6 protein-coding genes are annotated in these 2665 nt (G+C 37.1%); 4 read left to right on the forward strand and 2 right to left on the reverse strand.

What is annotated here, in order from left to right:
• Positions 1-336 precede the first annotated feature (336 nt).
• The 3 genes from IM515_RS03170 to IM515_RS03180 all read left to right on the forward strand — a co-directional run bounded on the left by IM515_RS03170 (position 337) and on the right by IM515_RS03180 (position 1471).
• Complete coding sequence (locus IM515_RS03170) at positions 337-570, forward strand: hypothetical protein (RefSeq protein WP_036401137.1); 234 nt, start codon at positions 337-339, stop codon at positions 568-570.
• Positions 560-976 (forward strand): type II toxin-antitoxin system VapC family toxin, encoded by a 417-nt coding sequence (locus IM515_RS03175; protein ID WP_287630328.1) that lies wholly within the window; start codon positions 560-562, stop codon positions 974-976. The genes IM515_RS03170 and IM515_RS03175 overlap by 11 nt, the downstream gene beginning before the upstream one ends.
• Positions 977-1171: 195 nt before the next feature.
• The gene (locus IM515_RS03180) at positions 1172-1471 is read left to right on the forward strand and encodes a hemolysin XhlA family protein (protein WP_002755782.1); all 300 of its coding nucleotides are present in this window, start codon (positions 1172-1174) and stop codon (positions 1469-1471) included.
• Positions 1472-1533: 62 nt separating this feature from the next.
• Here the strand turns inward: IM515_RS03180 and IM515_RS03185 are convergent, their stop codons facing one another.
• Positions 1534-1743: a type II toxin-antitoxin system HicA family toxin gene (locus IM515_RS03185; RefSeq protein WP_287630329.1), complete on the reverse strand. Its 210-nt coding sequence runs from the start codon at positions 1741-1743 to the stop codon at positions 1534-1536.
• Entirely contained in the window at positions 1740-1940 is a 201-nt protein-coding gene (locus IM515_RS03190; RefSeq protein WP_002735173.1) for a type II toxin-antitoxin system HicB family antitoxin, read from the reverse strand. Before IM515_RS03190 ends, IM515_RS03185 begins: the two co-directional genes overlap by 4 nt.
• A gap of 325 nt (positions 1941-2265) precedes the next feature.
• Here IM515_RS03190 and IM515_RS03195 point away from each other — a divergent pair.
• Positions 2266-2665, forward strand: a 400-nt coding sequence (locus IM515_RS03195) for an REP-associated tyrosine transposase (protein ID WP_346304780.1), incomplete at its 3' end; no start/stop codon positions are given.

Genomic DNA, 2665 nt, shown 5'->3' on the forward strand with positions numbered 1-2665 from the left:
ACCTTTATAGAGACAGACATTGCCGCAATTTTTGTCAATTGTTTGCGATCTGAAGCGAACTAATCAATTAAATCTTTTGCCAGATAAGGATTGAGTCGATTTATGCTCCCCTATCGAACCATACCAAGTCCCGAAGAGCCACCTACAAGATCGCTTCTCCTCCTCTCCAAAAGCGATCGCTCCTCCCCCTGACCAAAAAGCGATCGCCCTTTGCGTTCCTATCCCAAGCGGCAGCTTTAAAGTTTAACCAACAAGATGACAGCGAATAACAATCAATTTGGTGTGTTACATTTATAATATAGATATTTCAAGTAAAAATCATTTCACCAACAGATCATGCTTAATTCTATTAACGCATTATTTGACGGAAAGGTCTTTCATCCAGAGCAACCCGTTAGATTGAAGGCTAATACTCGTGTCCGCATTATTGTTGATAACTTATCGGATGAAAATAATGAACTCACTTCTTTTTTAGAGACAGCAGAATCATTACAACTAGACGGACCCTCTGATTGGTCAGAAAATCTAGATAAATATTTATATGGTGAAGAAAAAGAGCATGAACCCTGAGAAATTTCTCGATACAAGTTATGCGATCGCTTTATCTTCATCTACGGACGATTATCATCATAAAGCACTTGCCATTGCCCAACAATTAAAAGCTTCAAAAACACCTTTAGTTACAACCAGAGCCATTATTTTAGAGATTGGCAATGCTTTATCTAAACAAAAATATCGCTCTAAGTCAATTAAATTATTGTCCTCATTAGAAAAGGACAAAACGGTGACAGTTATTCCCTTATCGGAAATTCTTTATCAAAAAGCTTTTCAACTATATTGTCAAAGAAACGATAAAAATTGGGGAATTGTTGACTGTATTTCTTTTATTGTAATGGAAGAGCGTAGAATGACGGAAGCATTAACAACGGATATTCATTTTCAGCAAGCTGGTTTTCGAGCTTTGTTGAGAGATTAATCTCAGGATGATCGTATCCCTCACATCCCCAAAAAGCGATCGCACTTTCAAAAGCAAAAATGAACACAGTTTTAAAGTGTCATCAACAAGATGACGGCGATCGCATTATTTTTTTAGATATTTTGAGAAGAGGCCGTTCTCTCAGCAAAAAAATAGATTAAAATGAGTGTGTCAGCCTGATTAACAAAATGAGTTATGCCAACACCGACTATCATCGAAACAGATTTGCGCGAAGTTCTAGCAGAAATGAATCAGAAGCTAGATACAATTTCTAAAGATGTGAATCAAGTACAGATTCGATTGGCTACTGTAGAAACCAAAGTTGATAATGTAGAGAAACGATTGGATTCAATGGATAAGCGATTCGATAAAATGGAATTACAGATAGAAAAGGTAGAAAGCAATCAGGGCAATCAGGTTTGGGCTTTGATTGGGATTTTGTTTACGGCGGTAGTGGCAACGTCTATCCGTTTTGTTTTAACAGCTTTACCCTAGATTTCAAAAGAAAACCTGATCGCGTTTTTAAGATTTAATCAACAAGAAAACAGCGATCACCGTTATCTCAAGTCATCTTCGGTCAGATCAGCATCTTTCAAAATACTCTTAAGAGTAACAATTGGTAAATCTTTATTGCCATGAATAGGAACGGATAAAATAACTTTCATTCCCTGTTTTGTATAAATATGATGACTACTACTAATGCGTTTTAACTGCCAACCATAACGTTCAATAATTTTACAAAGGGCTTGGCCAGAAATAGATTTCATAATGATAATTCGACTAGCTCTTTTTCTGCTTCAATTTCTGTTTCTTGGCTTGCAACTTCAAGCCATCCTTGAACCGCATCTTGCAACATTTCTAATAATTGTTCGTAGCTTTCTCCCCAAGTATGACAGCCTGGCAATGCAGGTACGGAACCGCACCAAATACCATCTTCTTGCCAGATTAGAGCTTTAATTTTCATGTTATTTTCAAAATATTTGCCTGATTTTACTATGATAATAGAAAAATACGATATGTGATCGCCATTCCCACATCACCCAAAAATGATCGCCCCTCCTCCTCATCAAAAAGCGATCACCTTTCCTCATTCTCAAAAAGCGATCGCCTTTTGCGTTCCTATCCCAAGCGGCAGCTTTAAAGTTTAACCAACAAGATGACAGCGATCGCACTTTCAAAAGCCAAAGGAATTGCGGTCTTAAAGTTTGGTAGTTTGGTAGGTTGGGTTGAGGCACGAAACCCAACGCCAGTTGCGTAAACACCAATCCAATAAATGTTATCCTAACTTGATGCAATACCGTAGAGCAAAAACACCTGGAGCTACTTATTTTTTTACAGTTGTGACATACAATCGTCACAAAATTTTGTGTGAACCTGAAAATGTGAATTTACTACGAAATGCTTTTAAATATGTTATGCGACAACATCATTTTAAGATTGATGCTATTGTCATTTTACCAGATAACATTCATGCTCTTTGGACATTGCCTGAAACAGATGCAGATTTTTCAACTCGTTGGCGATTAATTAAAAGTTATTTTAGCCGTCAATGTCATTCTCAATATCAGGGTAAAATTTCAACATCTCGACAACATAAAGGAGAAAAGGCTATTTGGCAACGTCGCTTTTGGGAGCATCAAGTTCGAGATGATCGAGATTTTGTTAATCATCTCGAATCCCGTGCATCAT

The organism is Microcystis sp. M44BS1 (assembly GCF_020244875.1).
Classification (GTDB): Bacteria; Cyanobacteriota; Cyanobacteriia; order Cyanobacteriales; family Microcystaceae; genus Microcystis; species Microcystis panniformis.